Genomic DNA, 17,766 nt, shown 5'->3' with positions numbered 1-17,766 from the left:
TCGTAACCTTCGAGGGTGGACATCGACGCCGGTCTGCTTCCCGCGTTCGCGCGCGGCTGCGCCGTCCTGGGCTCGGGCGGCGGCGGCCCCGTGCGGATCGGGCGCGCCGCCGCGCTCCAGGCGCTGGAGGACTTCGGCCCCGTCCGCGTCGTCGCGCCCGGCGCCCTGGACCCGGACACGCTGGTCATGCCGATCGGCACCGCCGGCTCCGCGGAGGTCATGGCCGAGCGCGTCGGCGGCACCGAGGAGCCGCTGCACCTGCGCGCCAAGATCGAGGAGCTGTACGGCGGCCGCGTGGGCGCGGTGATGGCCAGCGAGATCGGCGGGGCCAACGGCTGCCTGGCGGTGGCCTGGGCGGCGCGGCTCGGCCTGCCGCTGGTGGACGCCGACGGCATGGGCCGGGCGTTCCCCCGCATGGACCAGTGCGTCATGGAGCTGGCGGGACTCTCGCCCACGCCCGCCGTGCTCTGCGACGAGCGCGGCCGCACCGTCGTCATCGACCACGTGACCGGCCCCTGGCTGGAGCGCCTGGTCCGCGCGGCGCTGGAGGCGTTCGGCGGGCAGGCGGCGACCAGCGAGTACGTCCTGCGCGGTCACCAGGTCCCCGCCGCCACCGCCCTCGGCACGGTCACCCGCGCCGTCGAGCTGGGTACCCGCCTGCCCGACCCGATCCTCACCGGCAAGATCGCCGAGGTGGGCCCGTCGATCCTGGTCGAGGGACTCGGCCCCGACGCCGGCCGCCTGGCCCGCGTCGAGGCCGGCAGCGAATACCTGGCGGTCATCGAGGACGGCGAGCCCGTCGCCGCCGTCCCCGACGTGATCGCCCTGCTGGACACCCGCACCGGCGAGATCGTCCCCGCCGACGAGGTCCGGTACGGCCTGCGCGTCCGCGTCCTGCGCGTCCCCTGCGACCCCGTCTGGCACACCCCGGCGGGCCTGCGCCTGGCCGGTCCGGCCGCCTTCGGCCTCACCGGCCTGCCCGAGCCCGTCGCGGCCCGCCGTACCGCCGGGGACGGGGGCTCGCCGTGAGGGCCGGGGTGGACGTCGGGCCCACCAACACCGACGCGGCGCTCGTCACGCGGGACGGGCGGGTCGTGGCGACGGCCAAGGTGCCCTCGGCGCCTGAGGATCCGGTGGCCGGGGTGCGGGCGGCGCTCGGGCGGCTCCCGCGCCACGAGCTGGACGGGGTCGCGGTGGGGCTGCGCGGGGCCGCCACGGCGGTGACGCGGCGGGCCGGGCTGCGGCGTGTCGCGGTGCTGCGGATCTGCGGCAGGTCCGCCTCCGCCGTGCGGCCGCTGTCCGGCTGGCCCGCCGACCTGCGGGCGGCCGTCGAGGCGGGCGCGGCGATCGTGGACGGCGGCGGCGGGCTCGGCCCCGAGGACCGGGTGCCGCTGGACCGCGAGGCCGTACGGCGGTTCGCGGGGGCGGTCGCCGGGCGGGCCGAGGCGGTCGCCGTGGTCGGGCTGTTCGCCCCGCTGGACGGGGAGCAGGAGCGGGAGGCCGCCGCGATCGTGCGGGCCGAGCTGGGCGAGATCCCGATCTCGCTGTCGGCCGACCTGGGCACGATCGGGCTGCTCGAACGCGAGAACGCCACCGTCCTGGACGCGGCGCTGTCGGGATTCGCCGCCGCGGTCGCCGACGGGCTGGCCGCGGCGCTCGCCGAGCTGTGCCCGGCGGCCGCGGTGTTCGTGACCCGGGGCGACGGGACGCTGATGAGCCTGGCGTACCTGGCCCGCCACCCCGGCCTCAGCCTGGGCAGCGGCCCGGCGAGCGTGCTGCGCGGAGCGGGCGCCCTCACCGGGCTCGCCGACGCGGTCGTGGCCGACGTGGGCGCGCGCCGGATCCGGGTGGGGGCGCTGGCCGGCGGGTTCCCCGAGGTGGCCGTCGGCGGGGCCGAGATCGGCGGCGTGCCGATCGGGGTCGGCCTGCCCGGCCTGATCCGGGTGCCCCGGCCGTTCGACCCGGCCGAGCTGGCCGAGGCGGTGGACCGGCTCCAGCCCGCGGCCGGGCGGCTGCCGCTGGTCGTCGTCGGCGGCGGCGCGGACGCCGTGCCCGGGGGCCTGCACCCCGAGCACGGGCGCACCGCGGGCGCGATCGGCGCGGCCGTGAGCCCCGTGGGCGGGCAGTACGAGCGCATCGTGCGGCTGCCCGACCGGTCGGCGCTGCCCGCCGCGACGGAGGCGGTGGCCGAGGAGGCCCGGGCGGCGGCGGTGCGCGCCGGGGCCGATCCGCGGCACGTGGAGATCATCGAGGTCACCGACACGCCGCTGGCGTACCTGCCCGGCCCGTTCGTCCGGCTCCGCGCCCGCGCCGCCGGGCCGCCCTCGCCCTTATGACCCCCGCACGACCCGACTCGTCCGGCCGGTCGCGCGGCCCCGGCCCCGGCCGGGTCCGGCGGCCCCTGAGACCTCCGGCCCGCGGGCGTCCCCCCGCCCGGGTCCGTGACCCCGCGCCCCGCCGTACGGCACGCGCCCGCCAGGCCGTGCCGCCCGCCGGGGCGGCCCTCCAGATCCCCCGAGAAAGGCGACGCCGATGAACGATGAGGACTACCCGCTGGAGCGGGTGCCGCCGAAGGCCCGCTACCCCTGGTTCAACGTGGCCGTGCAGCGGTTCGGCCAGCTCTCCGACCTGACGCAGTTCCTGCTCGGCGCCACGCTCGGCGCGGGGCTGTCCTTCTGGGGCGCGTTCTGGGCGTTCACGCTCGGCTCGGTGATCCTGGAGATCGTCTGCATCTTCGTCGGCATCGCCGGCATGCGCGAGGGCATGTCCACCTCGCTGCTGGCCCGCTGGACCGGGTTCGGGCGCTACGGCTCCACCCTGATCGGCGTGCTGATCGCGCTGAGCCTGTTCGGCTGGTTCGGCGTGCAGACCGGGGTGTTCGCCGGCGGCCTGCACTCGATCATGCCCGCGCTGCCGCTGTGGGCCTGGTCGCTGATCGCCGGGCTCGGCGTGACGCTGCTGGTGCTGCGCGGGTTCAAGGCGATGGGGCTGACCGCGTTCATCACCGTGCCCGCCTTCCTCGGCCTGGCCGGGTGGGCGATGTGGGTGGAGATCTCCCGCCACGACCTGGGCACGCTCGTGGCGTCGCCGCCGTTCGGCGAGCCGATGTCGATCGCGACCGGCGCGACGATCGTCGCCGGGTCCTACATCGTCGGCGCGGTCACCACGCCCGACATGACCCGCTTCAACCGCAACACCGGCGACGTGGTCAAGCAGACCCTCGTCGGCATCTCCCTCGGGGAGTACGTCCTGGGCCTGGCCGGCGTGCTCCTGGCGTACGCGGTGAAGACCTCGGACGTCATCGCGATCATCACCGCCTCCTCGGGCGTCGTCGGCGTGATCGTGCTGATCTCCGCCACCGTGAAGATCAACAACTGGAACCTGTACTCCTCCGCGCTCGGCCTGCTCAACGCGGTCGAGTCCACCTTCGGCGTGCGGCTCAACCGCGTCGCCGTCACCGTCGGGATCGGCGTGCTCGGCAGCGTGCTGGCCGCCGCCGGCATCCTGGAGCGCTTCACCGACTTCCTGACCCTGCTCGGCGTCATCACCCCGCCGGTCGCCGGGATCATGGTCGCGGAGTACTTCGTGGTCAAGCGCTGGCGCCCGGCCCTGAACGCCTCCCGCGCCCTGGGCCGGCTCCCGGACACCGAGCCCACGTGGGTGCCCGCCACCCTCGTCATCTGGGCCGGCGCCGCCGTGGTCGGCTGGCTCAGCGAGCACCACCAGTGGATCGGCATCCCGGCGCTCAACTCGCTGATCCTGGCCGGTGTGGCGTACATCGTCGCCGGCAGGCTCGGCCTGGTCCGCCCGACCCGCGAGATCCACGTCGACCAGCCCGCCCCCACCGCCGTCTGAGAACCCCACCGGACCATCCGAACCCTCGAAGAACCCACCCAGGAAGACCGCACATGCGCATCGGCATCGACGTCGGCGGGACCAACACCGACGCCGCCCTCATCGGAGACGACGGCCAGGTGCTGGCCACCGTCAAATCCCCGACCACCGAGGACGTCACCGGAGGTGTCGCCGCGGCCCTCGCGGGCCTCGGCGCGACCCGGGTGTCGGCCGTGATGATCGGCACGACCCACTTCGTGAACGCCCTCGTGGAGGCCGCCCGGCTGGAGCCGGTCGCCGCCGTACGGCTCGGCCTGCCCGCCACGGCCGCGCTCCCGCCCCTGGTGGACTGGCCCGACCGGCTGCGCGCGGCCGTCGAGGGCGCGGTCCACCTGTGCCGCGGCGGCCACGAGTACGACGGCACGCCCATCTCCGACCCCGACCCCGACGAGCTCAAGAGGGTCGCGGCCGACATCCGCGAGCGCGGGCTGCGCTCGGTCGCGATCTCCTCGGTCTTCTCGCCGGTGAGCGACGCCTCCGAACGGCGGGCCGCCGAGATCCTGGCCGCCGAGCTGGGCCCGGACGTCCACCTCTCGCTGTCGAGCGAGATCGGCAAGGTCGGGCTGCTCGCGCGCGAGAACGCCACGATCGTCAACGCCGCGCTGCGCCCGCTCGCCGAGCGCACCGTGGCCGCGTTCGGCGAGGCGCTGCTGCGCGCCGGCATCACCGCCCCGCTGTTCCTGTCGCAGAACGACGGCACGCTCATGGACGTGGACCACGCCCGCCGCTACCCGGTGGCCACGTTCGCCTCCGGCCCCACCAACTCCATGCGCGGGGCGGCGTACCTGTCCGGCCTGACCGACTGCGCGGTCGTGGACATCGGCGGCACCACCTCCGACGTGGGCATCCTCGTCGGCGGCTTCCCCAGGGAAGCGGCGGGGGAGGCGCTGGTGGCCGAGGTGCGCACCAACTTCCGCATCCCCGACGTGCTGTCCATCGGCATCGGCGGCGGCTCGATCATCGCCGCCGACGGCTCGGCCGGCCCGCGCAGCGTCGGCTACCGGCTGACCTCCGAGGCGCTGGTCTTCGGCGGCGGCACCCTCACCGCGACCGACCTGGCCGTCGCCGCCGGCCGCGCGGAGATCGGCGACCTCTCCCGAGTCGCCGGGATCGACCCCGCCCGCCCCCTCGCGCTCATCGCCGAGCGGGTGGCCGAGGCCGTGGACCGCATGCGCACCTCGGCGGCGCCGCTCCCCGTCGTCCTCGTCGGCGGCGGCAGCATCCTCGTCGAGGAGCTGCCCGGCTTCTCCGACGTACGGCGGCCGCCCCACTTCGAGGTCGCCAACGCGGTCGGCGCGGCCATCGCCCAGGTCGGCGGCGAGGTGGACCGGGTGTTCTCCGGCCCCCGCGAGACCGTGCTCGCCGAGGCCAGGGCCGAGGCGGTGACCCGCGCCGAGCGGGCCGGGGCGCGCGCCGGGAGCGTGCGGATCGTGGACGTGGAAGAGCTGCCGCTCGCCTACCTGCCGGGCGACTCCGTCCGGGTCAGGGTCAAGGCGGTCGGCGATCTGGACCTGGACAAGCTCGGGGAGGCCGGACGGCATGCGTGAGATCGGGATCGACCAGCTCGACGACCTGGCGCGCGGCGCCGGGATCCTCGGCACCGGGGGCGGCGGCGACCCCTACGTCGGGAAACTGCTGGCCCGCGAGGCCATCCGCAGGCACGGGCCGGTGCCGGTGTACGACATCGGCGAGGTGCCGCCCGACGCCACCATCGTGCCGGTCTCGGGGATGGGCGCGCCGACCGTGCTGCTGGAGAAGCTGCCGGCGGGCACCGAGGAGCTGACGGCGCTGCGCGCGCTGGAGGCCGTGCTCGGGCGGCGCGCCACCCACATCGTGCCGATCGAGATCGGCGGCGTGAACTCCATGATCCCCATCGCTGCCGCCGCGCAGGCGGGCCTGCCGCTGGTGGACGGCGACGCGATGGGCCGTGCCTTCCCCGAGGCGCAGATGGTGCTGCCCACCCTGATCGGGGTCCGCAACACGCCGATGGCGCTGGCCGACGACAAGGGCAACACCCTGGTCGTAAACGCCGTGTCCAACCACTGGGCCGAGCGCCTGGCCCGCGCCGCCTGCGTCCAGATGGGCTGCCAGGTCTCCTGCGCCGACACCGTCCTGCGCGGCGACCAGCTCCGCGACGGCCTGGTCCCCGCCACCCTGACCCTGGCCGAGGACCTGGGCCGCGCCGTACGGCTGGCGCGCGCCGGCCACGCCGACCCGGTGGCGGCGGCGCTCGGCGTCCTCGGCGGGGTCCGCCTGTTCACCGGCAAGGTGGTGGACGTCGAGCGGCGCACGACCGGCGGCTTCGCCCGCGGCCGGGCCCGCCTGTCGGCCGTACGCGGCGAGACGGGGACCCTGGAGCTGGACTTCCAGAACGAGCACCTGCTCGCCCGCAGGGACGGCGAGATCGTCGCCACCACCCCCGACCTGATCTGCGTCCTCGACACCGACTCCGGCGAGCCGGTCACCACCGAGTCCATGCGGTACGGCCTGCGCGTGACGGTCATCGGCGTCCCCTGCGACCCTCGCTGGACCACCCCCGAGGGCCTGGCCCTGGCCGGACCCCGCTACTTCGGCTACGACTGCGACCACCGCCCCCTCCCCGCCGCCTGACCCGCCGGGCGCGGCCGGCCCCACCCGGGCCCGGCCGCGCCCGTCCTCCCCGAGCCTGTCCGCACCCTCGAACTCCCCCAGCCGGGGCGGGCGGGGCACGGCGGGCGCGGGGAGGACGCCAGCAGAGCCCCGCGGGGAGGGCACGAGCAGAACCTCGCGGGGAGGACGCGAGCGGGGCCCGCGCGACGCGCGAAGACCGTTCGCGCATGCCCCGGGGTCGTCCATCGTGGAGACGCCAATGGCCTTCGGAGTGGCAGGTGGAGCCGGACGGAGGAGGTGGCGGCGTGCTGCGACGCCGCCAGGCCCCCGACCCGCCTCCATGACCGGCTCCGGGAGGCCGCTCCACGCCGTTCCACCCGCTCCACGCCGCTCCACCCGCTCCGCGGCCCGCGCCCTGACCGCTCAGCGGGCGTGGGCGGTGGTGAAGGGCAGGAGGGCGGCGGCGGTCGCCGGAGGGTCCTCCAGATTGGGGGAGTGGCCGAGGCCGGGGAGGAGCTCGATCCGCGCGCCGGGGACCGCGCGGTAGTCGGCGGCGGAGGAGGAGCGCCAGCGCCGGTCGTCCTCGCCGAAGATCACCAGGAGGGGCTTGCCGAGCGGCGCCAGCCGGTCCGGGAGCGGCCGCTCCAGCAGGTACTCGGTGGTGCCCCGCATCGTGGCCGTGAGCGTGTGGAACGTCATGGCGCGCAGGTCGTCCAGGAACTCCCGGGGGATCCGGTAGCCGGGGCGGCTGAACCCGGTGCTCGCGAACTCCATGAGCGGCTCGTCCGGGGGCGGCCACGCCGAGGGGTCGAGCGCGGCGGACTCGGCCGCGATGAAGGCCGCCATGCTCGGGCCGGTGTCGATGAGCGCGAGCGCCGTCACCAGGTCCGGCCGCTGTACGGCGAGGGCGGTGGCGACCACGCCCCCGCTGGAGTGACCGGCCACCACGACCGGCCCGGCGCCGAGCCGGTCCAGCACCTCGCCCACCCGGCGCGCCTGGTCCCGGGTCGCGTAACTCAGGTCGTCCGCCTTGGCCGACCGGCCGTGCCCCGGCAGGTCCACCCGGATGACGCGATGGGCGCCGGTCAGCAGCGGGACGAGCGGGTCCCACGAGCGCGCCGAGGCGGCGGAGCCGTGGATCAGGAGCAGCGCGGGCGCGCCGCGCGGGCCGTCCTGGCACACGTGGACTTCGCAGTCCTCCAGGGGCACGGTCACATTCCCGGTCGAGCTCAGGGTCGCGGCCAAGGTCGGAATCTCACGGCCCTCGGTGGCGCGTTGCGCGCGCGGGCCGCCGTCAGAAACGGTCATGAGCCCACTGTCGGCCGCGGGCCGCCCCCGCGTCTTGGACGAATGTTCCCCCTCCGTCCCGCTCGCGTAGCATGAGCGGCGTGCGGACGTTCGTGCACGGGGCGGCCGTGTGGGAGGTCGCCTCACCGCGGGGGCCCAGCCGGGTGGCCGGCGTCGCGATGGCCGGGTTCCGGGTGCGCGACATGGACACGCTCCGGATGGTCCCGCACCCGGCCGTGACGCTGCTCCTGGAGTTCGGCCCCGGGTCCCCCGAGGTGGACTGCGCCGCCGGGCGGCGGCGGGGCGGCATCGTCGCGGGCCCCGGGTTCGGGTCCGGGGGCACGGTCCGGGCGCGGGGCGAGAACGTCGAGTGCGTGCAGGTGCGCCTGTCCCCGGTCATCGCCCGCTCCGTCCTGGGCGTCTCCCCGGCCGACCTCGGCGGCGAGGCGGTGGCCCTGGACGACCTGTGGGGCGGGCAGGCGGCCCTGATCGGCGAGCGGCTGGCCGCCGCCTCCTCCTGGGAGGAGCGCTTCGCCCTGGTCGACGCGCTGCTCGCCCGCCGCCACGAGGGGCCCGCGGCCGACCCGGAGGTCGCCTGGGCCTGGCGCCGGATCGGCGGCGCCCGCGGCCTCGTGCGGGTGGACCGGCTCGCGGCCGAGGTCGGGTGGAGCCGCAAGCGCCTGTGGTCCCGCTTCCACGCCCAGATCGGCCTGCCGCCCAAGCGCGCCGCGAGGCTGGTCCGCTTCGACCACGCCGCCCACCGCCTGGTCGCCGGCGAGAGCGCGGCCCTCGTCGCGGCGGCGGCCGGCTACGCCGACCAGTCCCACCTGCACCGGGACGTCGCGGCCTTCACCGGCCTGACCCCGTCGGCCGTGCCCGGCGAGCCCTTCCTGGCCGTCGACCCCATCGCCTGGCCCGCCGGCACCCCCGCCGCGCCGTACGCCCAGGACCGCTGACCCGTCACCCGCCGCACGACCGCCGCATCGCCTCCAGCTCGGCCGCCAGGGCGGCCACCTGGTCCGGGCGGCTCTCCGGCCAGGCGGAGCCGCCGAACCAGCGCAGCCAGACCCGGGAGACCGCCTCGGGGGTGATCCGCGCGGTCCCGTGGACGAGCACCAGGAGGTCGCCCGCCTCCGGGTCGTACTCATCGGCGGGCGCGCCGATGGCGAGCAGGCCCTCCGGATCGTAACGGCCGATCAGGGCACGGACGCGGGAACGTTCGCTCACCGCCCCATCATCTCCCGCGCGGAAGGGGACCGGCCCGGCCGGCGGCGTTCCGCCTGCTCACGCGACCCGCGCCGGGAGGCCAGGGAAGGACCGGCCGCGGCGGCGCGGGGTGATATGATCACGACCGACACGACTTGAGCCTTCTGGTCCGGAGACACTCCGGGCGAGAAGGCTTTTTTCATGCCCGGATCCGGCCGGATCCGCCGATCCGCGGCGCTCACACCCCCTTGCGGACCTCTGGGCGAGGAGCCTGATCATGACCACACGGACGAGCCCCGCCGCGGCGGCGGGCACCTGGGACCTCGGCGACCTGACCGTCAACCGGATGGGGTTCGGGGCGATGCGCCTGACCGGCAGTGTCGCCTTCGGCCCCGGCGTGCCGGGCGACCGCGACCGGTCGATCGGCGTGCTGCGGCGCGCCGTCGAGCTCGGGGTCGACCACATCGACACCGCCGCCTTCTACTTCTCCGAGCGCCTGTCGGCCAACGAGCTGATCAACCGCGCGCTGGCCCCCTACCCGGACGACCTCGTCATCGCCACGAAGGTCTGGCCCGGCCGGGACCCGTCGGGCGCGTGGTGGTGGGCCACGCCCGCGCAACTGCGCGGCCAGGTCGAGGAGAACCTGCGCCAGCTCGGCTGCGACCACCTCGATGTGGTGAACCTGCGGGTCCCCCCGAGCCGGGCGACCGGCTCCATCGCCGAGCACTTCGGCGCCCTGGCCGAGCTCCGCGACGCCGGGCTCATCCGCCACCTGGGCGTGTCGAACGTGACCGCGGACCAGCTCGCCGAGGCCCGGGCCATCGCCCCCGTGGTGTGCGTGCAGAACGCCTTCGGCCTCGGCGCGGGCCCGGACGACCACGAGCTGCTGCGCGTCTGCGGCGAGCAGGGCATCGCCTTCGTCCCGTTCTTCGCGATCGCCGGCGCCGGGCGCGAGGCCGGGGCGGCCGCCGCGGACCACGAGGAGGTGCTCGCCGTCGCCCGCCGGCACGGCGCGACCCCCGCGCAGGTCCGCCTCGCCTGGACCCTCCACCAGGGCCCCCACGTCCTGGCCATCCCCGGCACCGCCGACCCCGGCCACCTCGCCGAGAACGTCGCCGCCGCGACCCTGCGCCTGTCCGGGGAGGAGGTGACCCGCCTGCGCTCCCTGCGCTGACCGGCGCGGGAGACGGCCTCCGCGGAGCCCTCGCCACCGCCCGGCGGAGGACCCTTGACTATTCGTTCGCGCTGTGAACGAAATGGCGTCATGCTCGTGGCCGGAGTCGACTCCTCCACCCAGTCGTGCAAGATCGTGCTGTGCCGGGCGGCGGACGGTGCCGTCGTCGCGCAGGGCTCCGCGCCGCACCCGGACGGCACCGAGGCCGACCCCGCCGCCTGGCTGGCCGCGCTCGAACGCGCCGGCGACGGGCTGCTGCGGCGCGCCGGCGCGGTGGCCGTGGCGGCCCAGCAGCACGGCATGGTGGCGCTCGGCGAGGACGGGGAGGTGGTGCGCCCCGCGCTGCTGTGGAACGACGTCCGATCGGCCGCCGCCGCCGCGGAGCTGGTGGGAGAGCTGGGCGGGCCGGCGGAGTGGGCCCGCCGCGCCGGGAGCGTGCCCGCCGCCTCCTTCACCGTCACCAAGCTGCGCTGGATGGCACACCACGAGCCCGGCACGGCGGCGCGCACCCGCGCCGTGCTGCTGCCGCACGACTGGCTGACCCTGCGCCTGGGCGCCGCCGAGCCGGTCACCGACCGCGGCGACGCCTCCGGCACCGGCTACTTCTCCCCGGCCGAGGGCGCCTGGCTGCCCGCCCTCGCCACCGCCGCGCTCGGCCACGAGGTACGGCTGCCGCGCGTGGCCGGGCCGTATGAGGTGGTGGGGGAGACGCCGTGGGGCGCGCGGCTCGCGCCGGGGACGGGCGACAACATGGGGGCCGCGCTGGGGCTCGGGCTCGGGCCCGGCGACGTGGCCGTCTCGATCGGCACCTCCGGCACGGCGTTCGCGGTGCGGGACGAGCCCAGCGCGGACGACAGCGGGGCCGTGGCCGGGTTCTGCGACGCGACCGGCCGGTTCCTGCCGCTGGTGTGCACGCTCAACGCCGCCCGGGTGCTCACCTCGACCGCCGCCCTGCTCGGGGTGGACCTGGAGGAACTGTCGGAGCTGGCGCTGTCCGCGCCGCCGGGGGCCGAGGGCGTGACCATGCTGCCCTACCTCGACGGGGAGCGGACCCCCAACCGGCCCGGCGCCTCCGGGGTGCTGCGCGGCCTCACCACCCGCACCTCCACCCGCGCCAACGTCGCGCGCGCCGCCGTCGAGGCCGTGCTCGTCAGCCTGGCCGAGGCGGTGGACCACCTCGGCGTCCCCCCGCGCCGCATCCTGCTCATCGGCGGCGGGGCGGCCTCGCGGGCCGTACGGCGGATCGCCCCGGAGGTCTTCGGGGTGCCGGTGAGCGTGCCCGAGCCCGCCGAGTACGTCGCGCTCGGCGCCGCCCGCCAGGCCGCCTGGGCCCTGGCGGGCACCGCGGAGCCGCCCGCCTGGCCCGAGCCGGCGGCCGCCGTGTACGAGGCCGACCCCCGGCCCGCCGTACGCGAGCAGTACGCCGCGCTCCGCGAGGCCACCGAGTCCTGGGACGCGGCGCCGTGAACCCGGCGGCCGCCGTACCTCCGTGAACCGATCCCCATCCCCCTGAGGAGACCCATGAGTCACCAACCCCGTCCGGAGGACCGCTTCTCGTTCGGCGTCTGGACCGTCGGGTGGGCCGCGCGGGACGTGTTCGGCGAGGCCACCCGCGCGCCCATGCCCGCCGACCGGGCCGTGCGGAAGCTCGCCGAGCTGGGCGCCCACGGCGTGAACTTCCACGACGATGACGTCGTCGGATTCGGCGCGTCCGAGACCGAGCGGGACGCGGCGATCGGGGCGTTCCGCAAGGCGCTGGACGAGACCGGGGTCGTCGTGACCACCGCGACCACCAACCTGTTCTCCCACCCGGTGTTCAAGGACGGCGCGTTCACCGCCAACGACCGCGACGTGCGGCGGTTCGCCCTGGCCAAGGTCATGCGCAACCTCGACCTCGCCGCCGAGCTGGGCGCGCGGACCTACGTCTGCTGGGGCGGGCGCGAGGGCGCCGAGTCGGGCGCGGCCAAGGACGTGCGGGCGGCGCTCGACCGCTACAAGGAGGCGTTCGACGTCCTCGGCTCCTACGTGCGGGAGCAGGGTTACGACCTGCGGTTCGCCATCGAGCCCAAGCCCAACGAGCCGCGCGGCGACATCCTGCTGCCCACGATCGGGCACGCGCTGGCGTTCATCGAGGAACTGGAGCACCCCGAGCTGGTCGGGCTCAACCCCGAGATCGGCCACGAGGAGATGGCCGGGCTCAACTTCGCCCACGGCATCGCGCAGGCGCTGTGGCACGGCAAGCTCTTCCACATCGACCTCAACGGCCAGAACGGCCCCCGCTACGACCAGGACCTGCGCTTCGGCGCGGGCAACGCGATCGGCGCGTTCTGGGTCGTGGACACCCTGGAGCGCGGCGGGTACGACGGGCCGATCCACTTCGACTTCAAGCCGCCCAGGACCGAGGACGACGAGGGCGTGTGGGAGTCGGCGCGCGCCTGCATGCGCAACTACCTCATCCTGCGCGAGAAGGTCCGGGCCTTCCGCGCCGACCCGGAGGTCGCCGAGGCGCTGGCCGCCGCCCGCGTGGACGAGCTGGCGCGCCCGACCCTCGCCGAGGGCGAGACCTGGCGCGACGTGCGCGAGATCGATGTGGACGTCGACGCGCTCGCCGCCCGGGGCATGGCCTTCGAACGCCTCGACCAGCTCGCCCTGGAACACTTGTACGGCGTCCGCTGACCGGCGCCCCCGCCCCAGGCGGACCGGCGGCGGGCGGACGCCGGGCCCCGGCCGTCACGGCGGGGGCCGGGGCGGTGCCCGGCGCGGGGAGTCCGGCCGGCGGGGGAGAGGTGGTCAGGTGATGGTCGCGGGCGGGGGAGCGGGCGCGCGGGCGCGCGGCGAGACGGGCCCGGCGCTCGCGGTGGGCCGGGCGGGCACGGCGGAGCTGCGCCGCCACAACCGCGCGCTCGTGCTGCGCCACATCCGCGCCCACGGCCCCTGCTCGCGCGCGACCGTCGCCGCCGCCACGGGGCTGGCCAAGGCCGCGGTCACCGGGATCGTCGGCGAGCTGGTCGAGGCCGGCCTCCTCACCGAGACCGGCACGGCCCCCGCAGCCGGCCGCGGCCGCCCCGGCACCCTCCTGCGCCTGGCCGACGAGACCGCCGCCGCCCTCGGCGTCGAGGTCAACGTGGACTACACCGCCGTGGTCGCCGTGGACCTGTCGGGCCGGCCCGTCTTCTCCGAGGTCCTCCCGCCCGCCGGGCCCGCCCCCGCCCGGCCGTACGGCGTGAGCCCGGGCGGCGCGGCGGGACGGGTGAGGCCGGGCGCGGTCGCCGACCTCGTGCGGGAGCTGGCGGGCCGGCTCCGGGACGAGGGGCGGCGGCTGCTCGGTGTCGCGCTGGGCGTGCCCGGACTGGTGGACACCGAGTCGGGGGTCGTGCGCGACGCCCCCAACCTCGGCTGGCGCGACGTGCCCGCGGCCCGGCTGGTCGCCGGGGCGCTGGGGGACGGGGACGTCCCCGTGCTGGTGGACAACGACGCCAACCTGGCCGTGCTCGCCGAGGCGGCCGGCGGGGCCGCGAGGGGAGCGCGGTCGGCGGTGTACGTCACCGGGACCGTCGGCGTCGGCGCGGGGATCCTGATGGAGGGGCGGATCGTGCGGGGCGTCCGAGGGTACGCGGGCGAGGTCGGCCACATGCCGATCGCGGGCGCGGAGGCCCGCTGCGGCTGCGGCCGCACCGGCTGCTGGGAGGCCGTCGTGGGGCTGGACTCGCTGATGCGCCGGGCCGCCCCCGACCTGCCCGCGCCCGCCCTGCCGTACCGCGCCAAGATCGAGGCGCTGGTGGAGCGGGCCCGCGCCGGCGACGGCCGCGTGCTGGCCGCGCTCGATCACCACGGCCGCCGGCTCGGGCGCGGCGCCGCCGTCCTGGTCAACCTCCTCAACCCCGAGGTCCTGGTGCTCGGCGGCGACTTCACGGACCTGGCCCCCTGGTGCCTCCCGCCCCTCCGCGCCGAGCTGGCCGCCCACGTCCTGGCCCCCGCCCTCGGCGGCTGCGCCGTGCGCCCCTCGACCCTCGGCCCCCTGGCCGCTGCGCAGGGCGGCGCCGCCCGCCAGGTGGACCGGGCCTTCGCCGCCCTCCACACCGCCTTCTGACCCCTCCGCGCGCTCTGGCGCGCGGCCGGGTTTGCGTTCGAGCGCGCTCTAAGCCGTAGCGTTCGCGACATGACGACGCAGACCTGGATCATCACTGGAGCATCCCGCGGGCTGGGGCGCGCGCTGGCGGAGGCGGCGCTGGGGGCGGGCGACCGCGTGGTCGCCGCGGTGCGGCGGCCCGAGAGCGTGGCGGACCTGGCGGCCGCGTACCCGCGGACGTTCCTGGCCGCGAGGTTCGACGCCCGGGACGTGGACGCGGCGGGGGAGCTCGCGCGGGTCGCCCTCGACCGGTTCGGCGGGCTGGACGTGCTGGTCAACAACGCGGGCCGGGCGGTGGTCGGCGCGGTCGAGGAGGTGGGCGACGCGCAGCTCCGCGAGCTGATGGATCTGCACCTGTTCGGTCCCGCCGCTCTCGTGCGGGCGGTCCTGCCGGCGATGCGCGCGAGGGGCGCCGGGACGATCGTCCAGATGAGCAGCCAGGGCGGGCGGATGTCGTTCCCGGGGGTGTCGGCGTACTCGGCGTCGAAGTTCGCCCTGGAAGGCTGGTCCGAGGCCCTGGCCGGAGAGGTCGCGCCGTTCGGGATCCGCGTGATGATCGTCGAGCCCAGCCGGTTCCGGACCGAGTTCAACGCGGGCGACGTGCTGGAGTTCACCGAGGCGTCCGAGACGTACCGGGACCTGCTGGCGGCCGTCCGCGCGGACATGGCCGGGGCCGACGGCCGGCAGGAGGGCGACCCCGCGCGGGCGGCCAGGATCATCCTGTCCCTCGTGCACGGTGACGAGGTGCCGCTGCGGCTGCCGCTCGGGCGCGAGGCCGTCGAGCGGATCTCGGGCATGTACCGGCGCGGCCTGGAGGAGGTCGAGCGGTGGGCCGAGACCGCCCGAGCCGCCGACTTCGAGGGCGTCCCGGCCTCGGCGCGGCCGATCTAGGCTGGCGGCATGGCCACCGACGATCTGATGACCCGGGCGCTCGACATGCTCGGGGACGGCGCGCCGCTGTCGGTCGAGGCGATACACCGCCTCGCCGACGTGGCCGACGTGCCCGAGTCGATGGTGATCGCCGAGGTCGCCGACCTCCTCGGCATCTCGCCCCACACGCTGCGCTACTACGAGCGTGCCGGCCTGGTCGAGGTGGCCCGCGACGGCAACGGCCACCGGGTCTACGACGCCGACGCCGTACGGCGGCTGCTGTTCCTCACCCGGATGCGCTTGTCCGGCATGCCGATGCGCGACCTGCGGCGCTACATCGCGCTCGTCGACGCCGGAGAGCACACCGTCCCCGAACGCCTCGCCATGCTGTCGGCCCACCGCGACGCCATCCGCCGCCGAATCCGCGAACTGGGTCTGTCCCTCACCGCGATCGACCACAAGATCACCACGTACGGCGGCGCGACCGCCCCCGCCGTACAAGACCTCGGCCCGAGGACCGGGACGGCCGGCGGCCATGAGCCCCTGCCACGGGCGCCCCAGCCGGGATGACCCGCTGCCCGGGCACCGCGACGTCGGGGGAGCGGGTCACGCCGGAGGGCCTCGCCCCGGTCGCCGGCGGGCGGGATCGCGGACCGCCACGGCGGAGGGGCGGGCCGGGGTGTGCGGGAGGGGCGTTCACGCCTGTGAGGAAGCGGCCTGCGGTGGGCGCCGGGCGCGCAGCCGCAGCAGTCTGAGCATCGCCACGATCCCGCCGATCGGTCCGACGGCCAGGACGGCGAAGGCCCACCGCCAGCCGACCGCCTGCTCGGCCGCGGGCACCAGCCAGATGGTCGCGCCGGTGAGCACGAAGCCGGCGGCCATCTGCAGGGTGAGTGCCGTGCCCACGTAACTCTGGTCGGCCAGCTCGGTGACCAGGGTGGAGAACTGCGGCGAGTCGCCGACCACGCTGTAGCCCCACACGAGGCCGACGGCGATCAGCAGCCAGAGGGGCGCGCCCATGAACAGGCCGATGAAGGCGGCGCACGCGGCCGAGACGGACATCATCGCGATCGCGGTCCGCTCGCGCCCGAACCGGTCGCCGAGCACGCCTCCCGTGTAGTTGGCCAGGCCGCCGACGGCGAAGACGGCGAAGGTCACGTAGGCGGCCAGCACGGGGTCGTCTCCGCCTCCCCGGCGCAGCGCGGCGGAGAAGAACAGCAGGAACCAGGTCCACATGGCGTACAGCTCCCACATGTGGCACAGGTATCCGATGACGGCCAGCCGGGTGCCGCGGTCGCGCAGGATCCGCCCGGCCTGGCGCGGGTCGAGCACCGCGGCGGGGAACGGGTAGGGGCCCTCCCTGACGAGGATCAGCGTGATCACCCCGCCGGCGAGGGTCAGGACGGAGGTGGCGACGATGACGGTGCGCCAGTTCAGCCCGCCGAGGGCGTTGATGAGGTGGGGGGCGCCGGAGCTGACGGTCAGCGCGCCGATCAGCAGGCCCACGGCGGCCCCTCGCCCGTCGCGGTACCAGGTGGAGATGAGCTTGAGGGCCGGCGGGTAGACGCCGGCGATGAAGAAGCCGGTCGCGAACCGGGCCAGGCCGCCCGTCAGGGCCGAGCCGGTGAGCAGGAGCAGCAGGTTGGCGCCCGCGGCCCCGGCCGAGCTGAGGAAGATCAGCCGGATGGGCGGGACGGAGTCGGAGACGACGAAGACGGCGGACAGCACGGCTCCGGTCACGAATCCCCATTGCACCGCGATGGCCAGCCAGGAGGCCGAGTCCGGGGTGAGGTGCCACTCCTGGCGGACCTGGGGGATCACCGCGGTCGCGGAGAACCAGGTCGACTTCAGCAGCAACAGCGTGCCGGCGAGGATGAGCAGATTCCGGCGGGCCTGCGCGCGTTCCACGCGGGGTGCCTCCCTCTCGGGCCGGCGGTCAGGTCGGCGGCGCCGCCTTCCGGGAGCGGTGGGCGGCGACGGTGGCGCGGTTGAGACAGGTCTTGGAGCAGTACTGCCGCCGCGGCCCGCGCGAGACGTCGGCGTAGACCCGGTCGCAGCCCCGGGCGAGGCAGACGCCGAGCCGGTCCGCCCCCCGCTCGCAGACCACGAAGGCCAGGCCGACCGCGGTGTTGGCCCTGACGCGGTCCACGAGCGGCGCTCCCGGGGGGCCGTAGTGCAGGTGCGGCCCGAGACCGTGGTCGGAGAGGTGCGGATGCATGGGAACGCTCAGCATCAGGGCGTTGAGCACGTCGACCACGCGTTCCAGGGCGGTCTCGGCGAAGACGGGGCGAAGGTCGCGCGCCCACGCGCGGAGCGTGCGGGCCTCCTCCCCGGTGAGAGGCCGGTCGACCTTGAACTTGTACGACACGAGCAGCTCGGCCAGTTCGCCGGGGGTGGCGTCGCCGGCGTTGACCAGGGCCACGGCCGTCTGCACGCCGTCGTTGCGGTAACCGGTGACCTCACCGCTTCTGCCCATGCCTCCAACGTAAGGTGATTTCGCCCGCAATTCCATTACCCGGACGTCCGGATCTGGCCGCCGGAGATCCCCGGCCGGGACCTGGACTCCGGACCTAGGACCCGCGCCCGATCCGCGATCCATGATCTTCTTGCCACACTC

General features: G+C 76.0%; 16 protein-coding genes. 12 read left to right on the top strand and 4 right to left on the bottom strand.

Annotated elements, in window-relative coordinates; all coding sequences use genetic code 11:
* The first annotated feature begins 15 nt into the window (after positions 1 to 15).
* The 5 genes from D5H75_RS01520 to D5H75_RS01500 all read left to right on the top strand — a co-directional run bounded on the left by D5H75_RS01520 (position 16) and on the right by D5H75_RS01500 (position 6,504).
* The gene (locus D5H75_RS01520; RefSeq protein WP_119924483.1) at positions 16 to 1,029 is read left to right on the top strand and encodes a DUF917 domain-containing protein; all 1,014 of its coding nucleotides are present in this window, start codon (positions 16 to 18) and stop codon (positions 1,027 to 1,029) included.
* Complete coding sequence (locus D5H75_RS01515) at positions 1,026 to 2,336, top strand: hydantoinase/oxoprolinase N-terminal domain-containing protein (RefSeq protein WP_119924482.1); 1,311 nt, start codon at positions 1,026 to 1,028, stop codon at positions 2,334 to 2,336. Before D5H75_RS01520 ends, D5H75_RS01515 begins: the two co-directional genes overlap by 4 nt.
* A 196-nt stretch (positions 2,337 to 2,532) precedes the next feature.
* Positions 2,533 to 3,855, top strand: a complete 1,323-nt coding sequence (locus tag D5H75_RS01510) for a purine-cytosine permease family protein (RefSeq protein WP_119924481.1) — start codon at positions 2,533 to 2,535, stop codon at positions 3,853 to 3,855.
* A 53-nt stretch (positions 3,856 to 3,908) separates the two neighbouring features.
* Positions 3,909 to 5,441, top strand: coding sequence for a hydantoinase/oxoprolinase family protein (locus D5H75_RS01505; protein ID WP_119924480.1), 1,533 nt, complete (start codon positions 3,909 to 3,911; stop codon positions 5,439 to 5,441).
* Positions 5,434 to 6,504, top strand: a complete 1,071-nt coding sequence (locus D5H75_RS01500) for a DUF917 domain-containing protein (RefSeq protein WP_119924479.1) — start codon at positions 5,434 to 5,436, stop codon at positions 6,502 to 6,504. The genes D5H75_RS01505 and D5H75_RS01500 overlap by 8 nt, the downstream gene beginning before the upstream one ends.
* A 402-nt stretch (positions 6,505 to 6,906) precedes the next feature.
* Here D5H75_RS01500 and D5H75_RS01495 read toward each other — a convergent pair whose 3' ends face one another.
* Complete coding sequence (locus D5H75_RS01495) at positions 6,907 to 7,791, bottom strand: alpha/beta fold hydrolase (RefSeq protein WP_119924478.1); 885 nt, start codon at positions 7,789 to 7,791, stop codon at positions 6,907 to 6,909.
* An 80-nt stretch (positions 7,792 to 7,871) separates the two neighbouring features.
* Between D5H75_RS01495 and D5H75_RS01490 the strand changes: the two genes are divergently transcribed.
* Positions 7,872 to 8,726, top strand: coding sequence for a helix-turn-helix domain-containing protein (locus tag D5H75_RS01490; RefSeq protein WP_119925164.1), 855 nt, complete (start codon positions 7,872 to 7,874; stop codon positions 8,724 to 8,726).
* Between the two features lie 4 nt (positions 8,727 to 8,730).
* On the opposite strand, the gene D5H75_RS01485 is transcribed toward D5H75_RS01490, so the two are convergent.
* On the bottom strand, positions 8,731 to 8,997 hold the full coding sequence (locus D5H75_RS01485; protein WP_119924477.1) for a hypothetical protein: 267 nt from the start codon (positions 8,995 to 8,997) through the stop codon (positions 8,731 to 8,733).
* A gap of 256 nt (positions 8,998 to 9,253) precedes the next feature.
* On the opposite strand from D5H75_RS01485, the gene D5H75_RS01480 reads away from it, so the two are divergent.
* From D5H75_RS01480 to D5H75_RS01455, 6 genes are all read left to right on the top strand, one after another.
* On the top strand, positions 9,254 to 10,150 hold the full coding sequence (locus D5H75_RS01480) for an oxidoreductase (protein WP_119924476.1): 897 nt from the start codon (positions 9,254 to 9,256) through the stop codon (positions 10,148 to 10,150).
* Between the two features lie 90 nt (positions 10,151 to 10,240).
* Entirely contained in the window at positions 10,241 to 11,617 is a 1,377-nt protein-coding gene (gene xylB / locus D5H75_RS01475) for a xylulokinase (RefSeq protein WP_119924475.1), read from the top strand.
* A gap of 54 nt (positions 11,618 to 11,671) precedes the next feature.
* Positions 11,672 to 12,826: a xylose isomerase gene (gene xylA, locus D5H75_RS01470; protein ID WP_119924474.1), complete on the top strand. Its 1,155-nt coding sequence runs from the start codon at positions 11,672 to 11,674 to the stop codon at positions 12,824 to 12,826.
* A 121-nt stretch (positions 12,827 to 12,947) separates the two neighbouring features.
* Positions 12,948 to 14,240, top strand: a complete 1,293-nt coding sequence (locus tag D5H75_RS01465) for an ROK family protein (protein ID WP_119924473.1) — start codon at positions 12,948 to 12,950, stop codon at positions 14,238 to 14,240.
* A 69-nt stretch (positions 14,241 to 14,309) separates the two neighbouring features.
* Complete coding sequence (locus D5H75_RS01460; RefSeq protein ID WP_119924472.1) at positions 14,310 to 15,170, top strand: SDR family NAD(P)-dependent oxidoreductase; 861 nt, start codon at positions 14,310 to 14,312, stop codon at positions 15,168 to 15,170.
* Between the two features lie 9 nt (positions 15,171 to 15,179).
* Positions 15,180 to 15,719 carry a MerR family transcriptional regulator gene (locus D5H75_RS01455; protein ID WP_119924471.1) on the top strand — a complete coding sequence of 180 codons (540 nt, stop codon included), beginning with the start codon at positions 15,180 to 15,182 and terminating at the stop codon, positions 15,717 to 15,719.
* A 126-nt stretch (positions 15,720 to 15,845) separates the two neighbouring features.
* Here D5H75_RS01455 and D5H75_RS01450 read toward each other — a convergent pair whose 3' ends face one another.
* Together D5H75_RS01450 and D5H75_RS01445 are read right to left on the bottom strand one after the other, a co-directional pair.
* On the bottom strand, positions 15,846 to 17,057 hold the full coding sequence (locus D5H75_RS01450; protein ID WP_119924470.1) for an MFS transporter: 1,212 nt from the start codon (positions 17,055 to 17,057) through the stop codon (positions 15,846 to 15,848).
* A 28-nt stretch (positions 17,058 to 17,085) separates the two neighbouring features.
* A complete protein-coding gene (locus D5H75_RS01445) occupies positions 17,086 to 17,625 on the bottom strand; it encodes a CGNR zinc finger domain-containing protein (RefSeq protein WP_202637720.1) in 540 nt (179 codons plus the stop codon).
* Between the last annotated feature and the right edge of the window lie 141 nt (positions 17,626 to 17,766).

Origin of the sequence: Bailinhaonella thermotolerans, assembly GCF_003594875.1 — a bacterium.
Lineage (GTDB): Bacteria > Actinomycetota > Actinomycetes > Streptosporangiales > Streptosporangiaceae > Bailinhaonella > Bailinhaonella thermotolerans.
The sequence above is the reverse complement of the archived record's forward strand: the minus strand, read 5'-3'. Positions and strand labels throughout refer to the sequence as shown.